The organism is Sedimentibacter sp. MB35-C1, from assembly GCF_030913635.1.
GTDB lineage: Bacteria > Bacillota > Clostridia > Tissierellales > Sedimentibacteraceae > Sedimentibacter.
Window position 1 is genome coordinate 2,369,144 of record NZ_CP133188.1, and the last position, 14,831, is coordinate 2,383,974.

17 protein-coding genes are annotated in these 14,831 nt (G+C 33.9%); all 17 read right to left on the reverse strand.

Going from position 1 to position 14,831, the window contains the following annotated elements; translation table 11 throughout:
* Nucleotides 1–21: 21 nt before the first annotated feature.
* Nucleotides 22–2,331: a bifunctional 4-hydroxy-3-methylbut-2-enyl diphosphate reductase/30S ribosomal protein S1 gene (locus tag RBQ61_RS11300; RefSeq protein WP_308137422.1), complete on the reverse strand. Its 2,310-nt coding sequence runs from the start codon at nt 2,329–2,331 to the stop codon at nt 22–24.
* Nucleotides 2,321–2,920, reverse strand: a complete 600-nt coding sequence (locus tag RBQ61_RS11305) for a 1-acyl-sn-glycerol-3-phosphate acyltransferase (protein ID WP_308137423.1) — start codon at nt 2,918–2,920, stop codon at nt 2,321–2,323. Before RBQ61_RS11305 ends, RBQ61_RS11300 begins: the two co-directional genes overlap by 11 nt.
* Nucleotides 2,910–3,569 (reverse strand): (d)CMP kinase, encoded by a 660-nt coding sequence (gene cmk / locus RBQ61_RS11310; RefSeq protein ID WP_308137424.1) that lies wholly within the window; start codon nt 3,567–3,569, stop codon nt 2,910–2,912. The genes RBQ61_RS11305 and cmk overlap by 11 nt, the downstream gene beginning before the upstream one ends.
* A 170-nt stretch (nt 3,570–3,739) precedes the next feature.
* Complete coding sequence (locus RBQ61_RS11315; RefSeq protein WP_308137425.1) at nt 3,740–4,606, reverse strand: MurR/RpiR family transcriptional regulator; 867 nt, start codon at nt 4,604–4,606, stop codon at nt 3,740–3,742.
* 2 nt (nt 4,607–4,608) lie between these two features.
* Nucleotides 4,609–5,148 (reverse strand): 2-oxoacid:acceptor oxidoreductase family protein, encoded by a 540-nt coding sequence (locus RBQ61_RS11320; RefSeq protein ID WP_308137426.1) that lies wholly within the window; start codon nt 5,146–5,148, stop codon nt 4,609–4,611.
* Entirely contained in the window at nt 5,149–5,985 is an 837-nt protein-coding gene (locus RBQ61_RS11325) for a 2-oxoacid:ferredoxin oxidoreductase subunit beta (RefSeq protein WP_308137427.1), read from the reverse strand. It abuts the gene before it with no gap.
* Nucleotides 5,985–7,127: a 2-oxoacid:acceptor oxidoreductase subunit alpha gene (locus RBQ61_RS11330; protein WP_308137428.1), complete on the reverse strand. Its 1,143-nt coding sequence runs from the start codon at nt 7,125–7,127 to the stop codon at nt 5,985–5,987. Before RBQ61_RS11330 ends, RBQ61_RS11325 begins: the two co-directional genes overlap by 1 nt.
* Nucleotides 7,120–7,326: a ferredoxin family protein gene (locus RBQ61_RS11335; protein WP_213924471.1), complete on the reverse strand. Its 207-nt coding sequence runs from the start codon at nt 7,324–7,326 to the stop codon at nt 7,120–7,122. The genes RBQ61_RS11330 and RBQ61_RS11335 overlap by 8 nt, the downstream gene beginning before the upstream one ends.
* A gap of 292 nt (nt 7,327–7,618) precedes the next feature.
* Complete coding sequence (locus RBQ61_RS11340; protein WP_308137429.1) at nt 7,619–8,194, reverse strand: class I SAM-dependent methyltransferase; 576 nt, start codon at nt 8,192–8,194, stop codon at nt 7,619–7,621.
* Complete coding sequence (locus RBQ61_RS11345) at nt 8,195–8,917, reverse strand: pseudouridine synthase (protein ID WP_308137430.1); 723 nt, start codon at nt 8,915–8,917, stop codon at nt 8,195–8,197.
* 124 nt (nt 8,918–9,041) lie between these two features.
* Nucleotides 9,042–10,088, reverse strand: a complete 1,047-nt coding sequence (locus tag RBQ61_RS11350) for a D-alanyl-D-alanine carboxypeptidase family protein (RefSeq protein ID WP_308137431.1) — start codon at nt 10,086–10,088, stop codon at nt 9,042–9,044.
* Nucleotides 10,078–10,458 (reverse strand): hypothetical protein, encoded by a 381-nt coding sequence (locus tag RBQ61_RS11355; RefSeq protein WP_213924468.1) that lies wholly within the window; start codon nt 10,456–10,458, stop codon nt 10,078–10,080. Before RBQ61_RS11355 ends, RBQ61_RS11350 begins: the two co-directional genes overlap by 11 nt.
* Before the next feature lie 66 nt (nt 10,459–10,524).
* Nucleotides 10,525–10,896, reverse strand: coding sequence for a hypothetical protein (locus RBQ61_RS11360; RefSeq protein WP_308137432.1), 372 nt, complete (start codon nt 10,894–10,896; stop codon nt 10,525–10,527).
* A gap of 27 nt (nt 10,897–10,923) precedes the next feature.
* The gene (gene scpB / locus RBQ61_RS11365; RefSeq protein WP_308137433.1) at nt 10,924–11,454 is read right to left on the reverse strand and encodes an SMC-Scp complex subunit ScpB; all 531 of its coding nucleotides are present in this window, start codon (nt 11,452–11,454) and stop codon (nt 10,924–10,926) included.
* An 8-nt stretch (nt 11,455–11,462) separates the two neighbouring features.
* Entirely contained in the window at nt 11,463–12,182 is a 720-nt protein-coding gene (locus tag RBQ61_RS11370) for a ScpA family protein (RefSeq protein ID WP_308137434.1), read from the reverse strand.
* An 11-nt stretch (nt 12,183–12,193) separates the two neighbouring features.
* The gene (locus tag RBQ61_RS11375; protein ID WP_308137435.1) at nt 12,194–13,351 is read right to left on the reverse strand and encodes a D-alanyl-D-alanine carboxypeptidase family protein; all 1,158 of its coding nucleotides are present in this window, start codon (nt 13,349–13,351) and stop codon (nt 12,194–12,196) included.
* Nucleotides 13,352–13,615: 264 nt separating this feature from the next.
* Entirely contained in the window at nt 13,616–14,785 is a 1,170-nt protein-coding gene (locus tag RBQ61_RS11380) for a phosphopentomutase (protein ID WP_308140114.1), read from the reverse strand.
* Nucleotides 14,786–14,831: the final 46 nt, after the last annotated feature.

Genomic DNA, 14,831 nt, shown 5'->3' on the forward strand with positions numbered 1-14,831 from the left:
ATCAATCGTTATTGCATTTTATTATTTTAATAAATCTTCAAGTGCAGACCCTATAGATTCACCTATTGTAAAGTTTGCTTCTTCCTGCTTGTATGAAGCATCTTCAGTTGCAAAATCATCGCTTTTATTTTCTAGTATTAATGTTAGATTAAGGTTTTTACCTTTCATATCTACGCCAAGCACTTTTGCGTCTTTTACTTCACCAACTTTGACTACTTGAGCGGGAGTTCTTAGTTTTTCGTTTGAAACTTTCGCAATAGGTATAAAGCAGTCTATGTTTCCGTTAGCGCTGACATGGATTCCGTCAAGGAGTATACGAGTAACTTCTACAGGAATTATATCATCTTTTTTAAGGTCTTTAGCATATTTATCAAAAGGATGTTCAACAAGTTGCTTAAGTCCGAGGCCAACTTTTCTGTCTTTTCTAGTTATATTTAATATCTTAGCTGTAACTTCCTGACCTTCTTGCAGTACATCTGTAACTTTTTCAGTTCTTGCCCAGTCAAGGTCTTTAATATGAAGCAGGCATTCAATTCCATCTACTTCAACAAAAGCACCAAAATCAACAATTCTTGTAACTTTACCTGTTACTACATCTCCTTTTTGGTGTTTATCAAGGAAAATCGCCCAAGGACTTTTTATTGTTGCTTTGTAGCTTAAGGACATTCTTTTGTTTTCTTTATCTACATTTTTAACTTTTACACTTATCTTATCGCCTGTTTTTAATACATCAGAAGGATGTTTTATCCTTGTCCAAGCAATTTCATTAATGTGAAGGAGTCCGTCAATTCCATTTATTTCAACAAATGCGCCGTAGTCCTGTAAATTTTTAACTGTTCCTTCGTATATTTCGCCTTCTTTGATAGTTTCCCAAGCTTCAGCTTCTCTTGCATCTTTTTCTCTTTTTTCAACTGCTCTTGATGTTAAGACCAGCTGTCTTCTTCCTTTTTTATTCTTAGTCTCTAATATCTGAACCTTAAGAACTTTTCCCACGTATCCGGAAGTATCTACATTCCTTGTAACGGAAATTTGGTTTCTTGGAATAAAACCTTTAATTCCTTTTACCTTTCCGTAAATTCCGTATTGAGAAGCTTCAATAATAGTAGTCTCTATTTCTGTTCCCTCGGATCTCATTTCTTCTAGCTCTTCCCAAATCTTTCGTTCTTCAAGAGGTCTTCTAGTTAAAACAACATTTCCATCCTGGTCAGAAATTTTTAATACTTGAGCTTCTATTTCATCTCCCTCTTTTACAACCTGAGTTAAATCTTGTACTTCTGCAAGGGAAAATTCATCTTTTGTAATTATTCCGTCTGATTTATATTTGATGTTTAATGAAATGGAATCAGGGCTTACATATATAACAGTACCTTTAACTATTTCACCTGTTCTGATATAAGATAATCCACCATAATTTTCAAGCAAATCATGCATTGTACCTTGTTCTGTTTGTTCTGCCTGTTCTTTCTTTTCAACCTGTTCATTCATGTTGTTATTTAGGTTTTCCAACATATTAATAACCTCCTCAATTATCCAGTCAGGTGCTGATGCTCCTGCGGACACTCCCACAATAGTATTTTTATCAATATAGTTATAAGGTATATCCTTATAATTTTCAATTAAGAATGTTTTATGGCAGACTTCCTTGCTAAGTTCATATAATTTTTTTGTATTTGAACTATTTTTTCCGCCTATTATTAACATTACATTACATCTAGAAGCAAGTTCAACACATGCTTCCTGTCGTTTAGAAGTAGCATTGCAAATTGTGTTATGAATTTCAATATTTGAAAAATTATTTTCGATTATTTTATCTGATATTTTTCTGAATGTATCTGTGTTAAATGTTGTCTGTGATACAAGACAGTATTTTTTATCCGGAGAAATATTTATATTTAAAAGCTGTTCGGGTTTATCTATGACGTAAGCTTCATTTTTACACCATCCTAGAATACCCAGAACCTCAGGATGGTTTTTATCTCCGGTTATAATTATATCATAACCGTTATTTTTGTATTCTTCAACTATTTTATGTATTTTTTTAACTTTTACACAAGTTGCGTCAATGACTTCTAAGCTATTTTCTTCCATTTTATCGAAAATATCTTTTCCTACACCATGTGCTCGTATTAATAGTTTTGCATCAGTACTTGGTGGAATATCATCAACTACTACTAAGCCTTTGCTTTTCAATTTGTCTACGACGTATTTATTATGTATTATTTCTCCGTAGCTGTAAAGCTTTTTTTCATTGTCAAGTATTTTGTCGGCTTTGTCAACAGCTATTTTAACTCCAGAGCAAAATCCGTTAAACTTTGATATCTCAATTTTCATAATTGTACCTGCCGCTCAGACCGTATATATCCTGCAATATTTTTTTGCCTATTTTCGAATAAGTTTCAGAATTTATTTTACCTTCAATATTTTCAAAATAATTTTTTTCTTCTCCAAAAAATATTTCAATTTTCCCTCTGAATTTATACGATCCCTTTATATAAAAAGGAATAATATTAGATTTGGCTTTATTGGCTATTAGCCCAATTCCTGGTTTAGCATTGTTCTCGTCATAATTTTTTACTCTTGTACCTTCAGGAAATATTCCTAGAACTTCATTGCTTTTTAAGACAGATAAGGAACTTTTAATAGCAGACATTGAAACTCCTCCTCTATCAACTGGAAATGCTCCAAGTTTCTTAAACAAAAATCCAAGAATTTTATTATCGAACAATTCCTTTTTCCCCATAAAATGAATCTGTCTTTTAGATGATACTGCTAGAATAACAGGATCTATCATTGAAATATGATTGCCGCACGCAATTAATGCTCCGTTTGTGTTATCTATTCTGTCTTTATTATGTATTTCCAAATCAAAAGCAATAAATACCAAGAACTTTAATATTGTAACAATAATCCTATAAAACATTGCTTCCTCCAATGATGTCGACAATAGCTTTTACTACATCATCCAAATTCATATTTGTTGTATCTATTAAAATTGCATCATCTGCTTTTACCAAGGGAGAAATCGATCTTGTTCTGTCATTTATATCGCGTTTTTTAAGATCTCTAAGTACATTTTCGAAATTAACATTATTTCCACCTTCAACAATTTGATTGTATCTCCTTTTGGCTCGTGTGGTTTCAGATGCGGTAATAAAAAACTTAAAGTCTGCATTGGGAAAAACTTTAGTTCCTATATCTCTTCCATCCATAACTACGTTCTTATGGCCAGCTATTTTTCTTTGAAGTTCTACCATTTTAATGCGTACATTTTTCAGTGTGGAAATTTTAGATGCGCCAATTGATATATTTTCATCTCTTATTAAATTTTCTACATTTTTATTGTCTAGATATATACTGTTATTGTTGTAGTCAATTGTTGTGTTTTCAAGCATTTTGTCAATTAAATTTTCGTTGGATTTATTGATTTCATAATTGCACTCACAAGCTTTTAGCGCAAGAGCTCTATACATTGCTCCAGTATCTACATACTCAAAGCCTAATTTTTGGCTCAACAATTTTGCAACAGTGCTTTTACCTGCTCCTGAAGGACCGTCTATGGCGATTATCATATGGTATTCCTTTCATGATAATTTAATAAATACTTAACTATTATATTACAATTTTAAAAATATAACAACAAATTTTTTAGTTAAAAAACAATGGCAAATTTTTGGGGACGGTTCTTTCGGAGACTGATTTCAGCCTTAAAAGAACCGTCCCCATAGGGTGTCCACTAATGCTATTCGTTTTGGTAAATGCTGTGATTGTCCCAAAGTTGTTCTAATTTATCGTAATACTCTACAATATCGTCTTTTTCCTTTAAGCTGATATTTGTAATTAGATTATTTATCATACAAAGAGGAACCACCAACGAATCTATAAAAGATACAATGTTGCTTTTTGCCAGCAGCGATACATCTGACATATTGTACACAGGTGAAGCTTCTGTATCTGTGACGGCAACTATCTTTGCCTTTCTTTCTTTCACAAATTTCGTAGCGTCCACTGTTATTTTTGAATACCTTGGATAGCTGATTACTATAAGTACATCGGATTCTTTAATTCTTATAATTTCTTCGTATAATGAATTAACTCCGCTGTTGTTAAGTATTTTTACATTGTCTAGTATAACGTCAAGGTAGAACCCAAGGTAATTAGACAGTGTTGATGATGTTCTCAGCCCAAGTATGTAGACTTTATCTGCATTCATTATAAGTTCAGTTGCTTTGTCTAAAGCCTTAGTATCAATATTTTCGTACAAACTTCTCATACTGTTCATTTCATTTTTAATGATCTTTTTGTGAAGTTTATCTATATCGTTTATAATGTCATCATCCAGCCCTATTCTTTGTACCGTAGTCAGTTTATTTTTTATCAATACCTGCAATGCTTTCTGTAACTCCGGAAAACCTGAGTAACCTATGGAACTGGCAAAACGAACTACTGTAGATTCACTTACATCTACAGTTTCTCCTATTTTTGCCGCAGTCATAAACGCAGCTTTGTCATAGTGGTCAATAATAAACTGTGCTATTTGTTTCTGACCTTTGCTGAATTTATAGTAATTACTTTTTATATTGTGTAGTAAATCATTGTTATTGCTCATAATCAACCTCTGATAAGTTTAATACCTTCTTCAAAAGCGCATAAGTTTTTTTCAACCGTAACAGGCGGAACCCTGTTAGATATTGAGCGAACCATAACATCCCTACTGATCACTTCTTCGCCAATCAAACCGTAGAGTGCTCCTACAGAAATAATATTTGCTACCAAGTGAGTACCCAGTTTATTTTGAGCTGTGTCCAATATTGGCAGCTTAAATATTTTAAAGGGTGCGTTCATATCAACATTAACACTTTCGTCGACTACTAGTATACCATCTTTACTCAAAGATGCAACATATTTATCATATGAATTTTGCGTTAAGGCCAATAAAATGTTACATTCTGTAACTTTAGGAAATTTTATTTCATCGATGCTTATAATAACTTCAGCTTTGCTGGCACCGCCTCTTGCCTCCGGTCCATAGGACTGAGTTTGAATTGCATTTTTCCCCTCTTCAATTGCAGCATCTGCTAAAATTATTGCTGCTAGAATTACTCCCTGACCCCCTGAACCACTGAGTCTTAATTCTATTTTTTGAAACATTTACATTTCCCCCAACTTCTGAAATTTATCAATAATAACCTGATAACCTTCTGTATATTCTATCTTCGGATTATTATAAAATTCTCCTATAAGAATTTTATTCTTGCCTTTTTCAGGATCTTTGTCGACAACCCTTTTGTCTACGCAGTTGTCTTTCAAGAATTCATGCATTTTCAATGCATTTCCCTTTTTATTTTTTCGACCGTAATATGTAGGACATAAACTTAATCCTTCAATAAATGAAAAGCCTTTATTCTGCAGTCCTTTTTCGATGAGTTTCTGCATAAGCAAGGCATGGTATGCAGTTCCTCTTCCTACAAACGTTGCTCCGGCTCCCTGTGCCAGGTTACATAGGTCAAACGGTTTATCTATGTTACCGAAAGGAGCAGTTGTCGCAAAATCTCCGTGAGGTGTAGTAGGAGAAAATTGGCCTCCAGTCATACCATATATATTATTGTTAAATACTATTGTAGTAATATCTATATTTCGTCTTGCCGCGTGAATTAAGTGGTTACCGCCTATTGCCGAACTATCTCCATCTCCCATTATTACGATAACATGAAGCTTTGGGTTTGCGAGTTTGATACCTGTGGCAAATGCAAGCGCACGTCCGTGTGTTGTATGGAGAGTGTTAAAATCTAAGTACCCAGGTGCTCGTGATGAGCATCCTATACCTGAAACAACTACTACCTCATCTTTGTTTAACCCCAGCTTGTCTATTGCCCTGACAACAGTGTTCATCAAAGTTCCGTGACCGCAGCCTGGGCACCATATATGAGGCAATCTTTCGATTCTATAATATTTTTTTGTTATATCACTGCAATTTGTGCAACCCATTATAAGCGACCTCCTGTTACTGCGTATGTAATTTCCTCAGGAGTAATTAACTCACCTGATATTTTATTTATTTTTTTGACAGGACATTTTTTTCCAGCTACTCTATCAACTTCCAGAAAATATTGTCCTAAGTTCATTTCTGCAACATATATTTCCTTTGCCTTATCAGCAATCTGGTTTATTTGTTTATCCAAAAAAGGCCAGATTGTTATTGGTCTGAACATGCCTACCTTTATATTATTTTCGCGCATATGATCAATAGCACTTTTTGTTGCTCTGGAAACTCCTCCAAAGGCAATTATAACTATATCGGCATCATCCATTTTGTATTCTTCATAATATGTTATGTCATCTATATTTTTTTCTATCTTATCAACCAGTCTTTGAACCAGTTCTCCTGAAATTATGTTGCTGTTAGTAGGAAATCCGGTTTCATCATGAGTCAGGCCGGTTACGTGATATCTATAACCATTACCAAACGGGGCAAAAGGAGGTATCATATCTTCATCCGGTCTGTAAGCCTTATATTCTTCAGGTTTGCATGTTGGTTTCTTCCTGTTTACTGCTTCTATTTCTGAAGAGCTTTTTACTTTCAACTTTTCTCTCATGTGACCAACTGTTTCATCCATCAAAAGGACAACAGGTGTTCTGTATTTTTCGGCTATATCAAATGCTTTTATAGTATATTCATAAGTTTCCTGTACTGAGTTAGGAGTCAGTGCAACTGCCGGGTGGTCACCGTGTGTTCCCCATTTTGCCTGCATTACATCTCCCTGCGACGGTGATGTCGGCATTCCGGTACTTGGGCCTCCTCTTTGAACATTGACAACTACACAAGGAATTTCAGCAATTGCTGCATATCCGATATTTTCCTGCATTAATGAAAATCCGGGGCCACTTGTTGCAGTCATTGATTTAAGGCCTGTCAGAGAACCGCCTATGATTGCTGCCATACTTGCTAACTCATCTTCCATCTGTATGAATTTTCCACCTACCTGAGGTAATTTTTGAGCAGAGATTTCTGCTATTTCAGTAGAAGGTGTGATTGGATATCCGGCATAAAACCTCATGCCGGCAGCCAGAGCTCCCTCAACGCATGCTTCATTGCCTTGAACTAACTTATATCCGTCTTTGCTACTCATTTTTACTACCTCCTACAATATAAATAGCATTATCTGGGCACCTAAGCTCACATTGACCACAGAAAATACATTTTTCAGGATAAGCTATTACACATTTTTCATTTTCAATTTTTAGAATTTGCTTCGGACAAAACCCTACACATATGCCGCATCCTTTGCACCAGTCTATGTTTTGCAGAAGCTTTTTATTATCAGCCATTTTTTTATAACATCCTCCTATTTCCTATCCTTAAGTCTATGATAGCACAAATATATAAATTTGCAAGAAAAATTTCAAAAATATGCAGATTTGCAAGTAAAGATTCATTAAATGCAAAATCAATGTTTTAAGTAGAAACAAATCCATAAAAAATTATTTATGCTATAAGTAAAATAACATATTATATTCTTTTATGAACCTGTATATATTGAGAATAGCCGCTTTTGATAAAAAAAGTTTATTATACGCTTATGCATAAAATATAAAAAATGCATGAAGGCTTTTTTGCCTATCATGCATTTTTTTCTATAATAAACAGTTCCGGCGGAGTATTTTCCTTGTTTATGAGGTTGATGTGAAGCACATTGTATTCTGTTTTGTCAAGAGAGCGTAGATAAAATAAGATATCTTTCATTTCTTCTCCTGTATCATGAGTTATGTAAGTTGTTATAAAAATTCTGCCGTTCTTTTTTAGCAGCGGAAGCATATTTTGCACAGCTCGTATGGTTGTCTCACCATTGGTGGTAACTGTTTTGTCCGAATAAGGAAGATACCCAAGATTAAAAACAGCCGCATCGATGCTGTGGTTGATATACTTGCAAATATACTCGTGAGAATCATGAATAAGCTCATAATTAACGTATTCCATGTTGGAATTTAAAAGATCTTTTGTTCTTGCTATGGCCTGCTCCTGTATATCAAATGAAGTTACATGACCATTCTGTCCGGCAACCTTGCATAAGAAAAGTGTATCAAATCCGTTTCCGCATGTTGCATCAATAAACCTTAGATTTTCTGTTTCGCAGTAACTTTGTTTAATGAGAGAATGCACAAAGTTCACAAGCTTTCCGTACTTACTGTCTTCCATTTAGCCCTCCTGATTGTTTTTCAAAAATTGTATTTCTTCGTTATTCAAATATTTCCAGCAGCCGGGATTTAAATCTCCCAAATTGATTTTGCCTAAGGACGTTCTTTTTAGTTCCGTAACATTATGTCCAACAGCTTCAAACATTTTTCTGACTTGCCTGTTTTTCCCTTCATGAATACTAATCTGTACAATAGAGCTGTATTGTTTATATTTTATAAGCTTAACTCTTGCAGGTGCTGTCTTGTAGTTTTCAATTACCACACCTGTTCTAAGTATATTCATGGAGTCTTCAGTTATTCTTCCTTTAGCTTCAGCTATGTAGGTCTTATAAATATTATATTTCGGATGCATGAGCTTGTTTGCCAAGTCTCCGTCATTTGTAAGCAGCAGCAGACCGGATGTGTTGTAGTCGAGCCTTCCTACGGGGTATACCCTCTCTTTCGCGTTAATCAAATCCATGACTGTCTTTCTGTTGAATTGATCCTTTACAGTTGTTACGTATCCTTCAGGTTTATATAATTTTATGTATACGTGGTTTTTCACCTCAAATATTTTTTGGTTATTGACCAATACGATGTCACTTTCAGGATCTACTTTTGTTCCAAGTTCAGTTACAGTTTTTTCGTTAACCTTAACTTTGCCGGAAAGTATAAGTTCTTCTGCTTTACGTCTTGATGTAACACCGCTGCGGGCAATGTATTTTTGCAATCTTTCTGACTTCATGTGTTTCCGCCTTTTTTGATTAAACATTATTTTATCTCTATTATATCATTATAACGGCAATGTAACAACTTTAAAATATACCGCAAAAAAGGCAGCTTTTTATAATTAGCTGCCCGATTTTACATTATTTATTTTCAGTTACAAGACTCCCTGTGTGAATCAATTCATTATTCAGGTATATATTGTATTCTCCGCAAATCGCTTTGTTGTCTTTGTTCAAAATATGGGGAGCCGTAATATTTAATTCATAACGTATATTTTCTGTTTCATCTTCTGACAGCAGGTAACTGAAACTGTCCGATATGAAAACAGGATTTCCGCTTGACATTCTGCCCGCAAACTGCCCTTCTTCAACAATCTGATAACTTTTATAATTTTCGAAAGCCCAGTCAAACAAATTGTAGCTGTCAGAAAACCAGTTGCTGTCGTTTAAAACTACCACTATAATCTCAGTTCCGTCTTTTTCAGCTGATGCAACTAAGCATCTGCCTGCGGCTTTCGTGTAACCAATTTTTATACCGTTGCCGTACTCATAATCATGAACAACCTTGTTTTTATTATAAAATATAGTATTAACACTTTCTGCTTTATACTTTTCAGCAGAAGATATAGTCTTAAATGTATCATTTTTCATGGCATGACGGCTGATTAGAGCCAGGTCATATGCTGTGGAATAGTGGTTATCATTATGAAGACCGTGAGGATTTTCAAAATTAGTGTTGAAAGCCCCAAGTTCATACGCTTTTTCGTTCATCATTTCCACAAATTTGTCCTCTGATGTTCTTCCTGCATAAAGAGCTAGTGCGCTTGCAGCATCATTGCCTGAGCGGAGCATAGTCCCATACAGCAAGTCCTTTATAGAAACTTTTTGTTTAGGCCTCAAATATATGCTGGAGCCTTCAATGCCTGTGCATGATGCCGGAACTTCAATTTTTTTATCTATGTCATCTATGTTCTCAATAGCTAAAATTGTTGTTATAATCTTTGTAGTACTTGCTATGGGTAATTTTTCATTTGGATTCCTTGAACATAGTATTCTTCCTGAATCAGAATCCACTACTATATAAGCTTGAGCAGATACTTCGGGTATAGCTTTGGCAATATTGTAATTTAGGCTACAGATTAACATAAGAGCCGTGAAAAATAAAATTTTTATATTTTTAATACTCACAATCCTTTTTCTCCCTCACTTCTTTTATGAATGACATTATGTTTAGAATAGATGATGTCAGGTCGCCGGCAGTTGTTTCGTTATTAATGTTAATAGTCCTTACATCTTTGTTGATGGTTTCATAAATAAGTATTTGAGGATTAAGCTGTAAATTAACATAAGCAGCTCCTGCAAACGGCTTAAGGTCAACACTTCTGATTTTTTTATCTATATCGCTTCCTCCAATGACAAAATTCATGTTCAATTTGGAAATCGCAAGATAATTTGTGTTATCATAGGAAATTTTGCTGCTTATAAGTTTTTCATTTTCAGTCAGATTATTTATATTTTCCAAGGTTGTTTTAATAATACTTTGTATATCATTACTCATAATATCCCCTTTCAAAATGTATTTTAAATACAGTATGCCCTGAAAAAGGAGAAATATAACCGATTCTTATTTTCTTAGAATCGGTCTTTTTATAACATTATTTACAATCATAAATTCAAATGCAAATGATGAAACGTCATCAATACATTCAGGATAAAAATATATATTTTTTACTATAAAAAGCCTTGCAGCTTTTTTTAGATGTTTTAAATAAGGATAAATTTTTTTCGATTTTATGCTGCTATATCGTTTTGCTGTTTTCCTGAAGAAATCTACATAATAAATTTTTTTGTTCTGTACGTATTCTTTTTTTAATATCCTGTAGCTGATTTTAATTTTAATAAATGATATAGATATATTGCATTTAAGCCATATCTTAAAATTAAAATACACGAACAGCAGTCCCCCGACTAATACAAATACAATCCAAATCACCATATTGTAAAATAAAAGCAACGCTTGTTCCTACGTTGCTTTTTTTCCCTCCTCAAATTCTATTTTCAATGCAGGAAGTTCATCGATGGAATTAAGACCGAAGTGCTTTAAAAATCCATCAGTTGTTGCATATAGAGATGGTCTTCCCGGTTTATCCAGCTTACCAACCTCTTTAATAAGTCCCTTTTCTACAAGACCTTTAACTACGTTTGAGCACTTAACTCCTCTTATTAGTTCTATTTCAACTTTTGTAACAGGCTGTTTGTATGCTATTATAGATAATGTCTCCATTGAAGCGGTAGACAAGCTTCTATTTACAGTTGTTTGCAGCAGATTTTGAATAAATTCAAAATTTGCTTTTTTTGTTGTTAATTGATAAGAACTGCCAAACTTCTGGAGAATAAGACCTCTGTCAGTATCCATAGAAAATTGATCTGCCATTTCATCCAAGGCAGAAGTAACTTTGTGAGCAGGCATATTCAATAATTTTGATATTTCATTTACATTTAGAGGTTCTCCCCAAGCAAAAAGTAAGCTTTCAAGTACACTTTTTAAATTCATATACACTCCTATGCAGCAATTATAATTATATCGCTGTATGTATCAGTTTGATAAATTTTTATATCCTGTTTGTTTGATACTTCTAGAACAGCAAGAAATGCAGTAATTACATACTCTTTTGTTATTTTGTCCTTCTCTCTGAACGTTTCAAACAATGAAACACGACCTGATATTTTTATTTTTTTTAAAAGTTCTTCCGTACAATCCTTGACGCTGTAATTTTCTCTGTATACCTTTAGCTTTTCTTCGCCTGCTATTTTCAAATTATGATTTTTCAGCAATGAAATAAACACATTGTATAACTCGTATATATTTATTTCGTTAAGCGAAAGCTGTTCAGTTTTTGAATCGGAAGTAACTGCTATTTCTTCCTTGGGTTTTGAAAAGTAATAGCTGTTTTCATCCTCATATTTTTTCAGTGTTTCAGATATTTCCTTAAACAATTTATATTCCAGAAGTTTGCTGACCAATTCTTGTCTTGGATCTTCTTCTTTTTCCTTCTGGGGCAGCAGCATTTGTGATTTTATTTCAATGAGTGTTGAAGCCATTAAAATAAATTCGCTGGCAACATTCATGTTAAACTGCATCATTTGATTAATATATTCAAGATATTGGTCTGTTATTTCTGCAATAGGAATATCATAAATATCTATTTCTTTTTTTTCAATCAGGTGGTACAGCAAATCAAATGGTCCCTGAAATATGCTTAAACTCACGGAATAATCCATTGTTCATCCTCTTATTTCATTATAGTATTCAGTATATTATTAAGATAAAATTTAAAAAGTCCTTCCTTATCAATATCCTTTTCAGGATAAAGATCGTACTCTCCAAGGACTTGACCGTTCCTTGAAAGAATAGCCTTTCCTATTGCAACATCTTTGCTTAAAGGTGCTTTTAAATTTTCATCTATTAAATATTCTAAATTAAAATCTTCAATTTTACAATTACTTTCTGTAAAATAAAAAATATTTTCTTTACTTACAACATTGAAGTTTTCTTCCTTTCCGCAGTACACAGGTGAAGAGGAAATTGCTTCGCCTTTTTTATGAAATACAAGATTTTTATAATTAGCAAAGCCTTCGTTTAGCAGTTTTGTAATTTCATTAAAACGAATTTTTGTAGTGTCGCATCCCAGCACAACTGCTATTAATGTAGTATCATTCCTTTTGGCCGCAGCTGACAGGCAATACTTTGCATCTGTTGTATATCCGGTCTTGCCTCCCAAAAGTCCTTCGTAGTTGTTTATCAATCTGTTTGTATTTACAAGTACCTGCTCAGAGTCTTTCTCTTTGCCAACCCACACAGAATCCATCCAAGTAAGCATATATTCGTTAACATAATTATATTTAAGTAACTCTTTTGTCATTATTGCAATGTCGTTAGCTGTTGTTAAGTGTTCAGGTTCCGGAAGTCCTGTAACATTTACAAAATTAGTATTGTTCATGCCCAGTTCTTTTGCCCGGTCATTCATTGCCTTAACGCAGCCTTCTTCTGAGCCGTACATAAATTCAGCCATTGCAACTGAAGCATCATTTGCGGAACGCATTGATATGGCCTTCAGCATACTTTCAACATTTTGAGTTTCATTAGCTTCGAGATATATTTGACTTCCGCCCATTCCGGCGGCATACTCTGAAATTGTCATCTCCTGATCGAGTTTTATTTCCCCTCTATCCATCTTTTCTGAAATCAGCAATAAAAGCATAATTTTTGTTATACTTGCCGGCGGCATTTTATCATTGCTGTTTTTTTCAAAAAGTACCTGACCGTCATCACCGTTTATCAGTATTACTGCGTTTGACACTAAAGCATCAGGCTCAATTCCAAATGCGGGAATGGCAGTCAAATTTGCGATTAGTAACATCAAAAAAAACATGGCTATGTATTTCTTCATAAAAATTACCTCCTTTTTATGAATTAGAATAACCATATTTTGTTGATATATACAGTTGTCTTACATTTCGTGAGTTTTTTCATGAAATGTACAAAAACCGTTGAGGTATGAATATAATCGTATTATGCTTAACGGATGATTTCACGCAAAGTTTTATCTATAAAATACATAAATCAGAGTTTTTTCAAGATATACTCTGATTTATGTATTATTTCATATGTTTTTATGTCGAATTATTCAATATTTGGTCTATTTCCTGAAAAATTATTTAAGTATATTTCCCAGCACGCTTGTTCCTTCGATGTGGTTTTCTATATTAAACATGTTAAGAATTGTCTTGCCTATGGATGCATAGGTATCTAGGATGCCTAAATTGTTATTTCCTTGAATGTTTTTTCCGTATAAAATTAAAGGAATATACTCTCTTGAATGATCGGTACTTTCAGTTGTAGGATCGCACCCATGATCTGCAGTAATTATGAGTACATCATCTTCCTTAAGGTTATCAATTATTTCCGGAAGCTTGTCATCAAAGTATTTCAAAGCATCGGCATAACCCTGCACGTTGTTTCTGTGACCATATACCATGTCAAAGTCAACAAGATTAGTAAAAATTAAGCCTTTAAAATCTTCTTTCATTGCATTCAATGTTGCTTCAATGCCTTCTTTGTTGTTGTGGGTATGGTTAGATTTCGTCATTCCCTTATTAGCAAATATATCTTCAATTTTTCCTATGGCGAATACTTCCATACCGTTATTTTTAATATAGTCTAACATAGTGTCTTCAGGAGGAAGCAATGAAAAGTCTCTTCTGTTTTCTGTTCTTGTGTAATTTCCATCTTTGCCGATAAACGGCCTTGCTATAACCCTGCCTACACCGTGCTCTCCCTTAAGCATTTCTCTGGCAGTTGCACAGATTTTGTAAAGTTCATTTAGCTGTACAACCTCTTCATGAGCTGCTATTTGAAATACAGAATCTGCAGATGTATATACGATAAGATTTCCTGTTTCAATGTGCTCATTGCCTAATTCTTTGATAATCTCTGTTCCTGAAGCAGGATAGTTTCCAATTGTTTTTCTCCCTACTTTTTTTTCAAATTCATCTATGAAATCTTTTGGGAACCCTTTTGGGTACGTTGGAAATGGCTTTTCAAGCACCAGGCCGCTTATTTCCCAATGGCCGGTTGTGGTATCCTTACCTTTTGATTTTTCAGTACACTTGGCAACAGTACCGGTATAACTGTCGGATTTTTTTATATCCTCAAATCCATCAATATTTAAAAGACCTAATTTTTCTAAATTAGGCAGTGAAAAATCATCTATATTTTTATATATATTTTTTACTGTATTGCTACCGATATCTCCGTAATCTGCAGCATCTGGAAGTTCACCAACTCCCACGCTGTCCAATACTATTAAAACTGCTCTGTTTATCATAATGCCTCCCTAATTCTTATATCATAAACTTACACTAGTGCAA

What these genes read in the sequence shown, in the direction of transcription:
- RBQ61_RS11300 (WP_308137422.1), bottom strand. Translation starts at nt 2,331, where the DNA reads ATGAAAATTGAGATATCAAAGTTTAACGGATTTTGCTCTGGAGTTAAA.
- RBQ61_RS11305 (WP_308137423.1), bottom strand. Translation starts at nt 2,920, where the DNA reads ATGTTTTATAGGATTATTGTTACAATATTAAAGTTCTTGGTATTTATT.
- cmk (WP_308137424.1), bottom strand. Translation starts at nt 3,569, where the DNA reads ATGATAATCGCCATAGACGGTCCTTCAGGAGCAGGTAAAAGCACTGTT.
- RBQ61_RS11315 (WP_308137425.1), bottom strand. Translation starts at nt 4,606, where the DNA reads ATGAGCAATAACAATGATTTACTACACAATATAAAAAGTAATTACTAT.
- RBQ61_RS11320 (WP_308137426.1), bottom strand. Translation starts at nt 5,148, where the DNA reads ATGTTTCAAAAAATAGAATTAAGACTCAGTGGTTCAGGGGGTCAGGGA.
- RBQ61_RS11325 (WP_308137427.1), bottom strand. Translation starts at nt 5,985, where the DNA reads ATGGGTTGCACAAATTGCAGTGATATAACAAAAAAATATTATAGAATC.
- RBQ61_RS11330 (WP_308137428.1), bottom strand. Translation starts at nt 7,127, where the DNA reads ATGAGTAGCAAAGACGGATATAAGTTAGTTCAAGGCAATGAAGCATGC.
- RBQ61_RS11335 (WP_213924471.1), bottom strand. Translation starts at nt 7,326, where the DNA reads ATGGCTGATAATAAAAAGCTTCTGCAAAACATAGACTGGTGCAAAGGA.
- RBQ61_RS11340 (WP_308137429.1), bottom strand. Translation starts at nt 8,194, where the DNA reads ATGGAAGACAGTAAGTACGGAAAGCTTGTGAACTTTGTGCATTCTCTC.
- RBQ61_RS11345 (WP_308137430.1), bottom strand. Translation starts at nt 8,917, where the DNA reads ATGAAGTCAGAAAGATTGCAAAAATACATTGCCCGCAGCGGTGTTACA.
- RBQ61_RS11355 (WP_213924468.1), bottom strand. Translation starts at nt 10,458, where the DNA reads ATGAGTAATGATATACAAAGTATTATTAAAACAACCTTGGAAAATATA.
- RBQ61_RS11360 (WP_308137432.1), bottom strand. Translation starts at nt 10,896, where the DNA reads ATGGTGATTTGGATTGTATTTGTATTAGTCGGGGGACTGCTGTTCGTG.
- scpB (WP_308137433.1), bottom strand. Translation starts at nt 11,454, where the DNA reads ATGAATTTAAAAAGTGTACTTGAAAGCTTACTTTTTGCTTGGGGAGAA.
- RBQ61_RS11370 (WP_308137434.1), bottom strand. Translation starts at nt 12,182, where the DNA reads ATGGATTATTCCGTGAGTTTAAGCATATTTCAGGGACCATTTGATTTG.
- RBQ61_RS11375 (WP_308137435.1), bottom strand. Translation starts at nt 13,351, where the DNA reads ATGAAGAAATACATAGCCATGTTTTTTTTGATGTTACTAATCGCAAAT.